Below are 496 nucleotides of genomic sequence, written 5' to 3'. Positions count from 1 at the left end.
TACGTACGGTCCGGCGGAGGCGACGATCCAGTCGAACGCGGGCCGGCCGCTCACGGCCGGTGAGTCCGTGACGATCGGTGGCCCGATTCGGGGATTCGCCGAGCTGGTGCTCGACAACCGGCTGCGGCCGGTCCCGGTCGGCGTGGCGGGGGAGCTGTACCTGTCGGGCCCCGCCCTGGCGCGGGGATACCGGAACTGGGGTTCGCTGACCGCGTCGCGGTTCGTGGCCGATCCGTTCGGGGCCCCCGGGCAGCGGATGTACCGAACCGGCGACGTCGTTCGATGGAAGAAGTTCGGCGACAACATATTCGAACTCGAGTACCTCCACCGCTCCGACGATCAGGTGAAGGTCCGCGGCTTCCGCATCGAACTCGGCGAGATCGAATCCGCGTTGCGGGCGTGCGACGGTGTCGAGCAGGCGGTGGCGAGTGTCCATCGCGGTGCGGTGGATCGGCTGGTCGGCTATGTGGTGCCGAAACCCGGGGTGGAGCTGGAT

The 496-nt window shown here is 68.8% G+C and carries 1 protein-coding gene; it reads left to right on the top strand.

Translation table 11 applies throughout. The features are described 5' to 3' along the window. A partial coding sequence (locus tag ACN675_RS29245; RefSeq protein ID WP_420754131.1) for an AMP-binding protein occupies positions 1–496 on the top strand: 496 nt, incomplete at both ends.

The sequence above is a fragment of the Rhodococcus sp. O3 genome (genome assembly GCF_048897285.1).
Lineage (GTDB): Bacteria > Actinomycetota > Actinomycetes > Mycobacteriales > Mycobacteriaceae > Rhodococcus.
The sequence above is the reverse complement of the archived record's forward strand: the minus strand, read 5'-3'. Positions and strand labels throughout refer to the sequence as shown.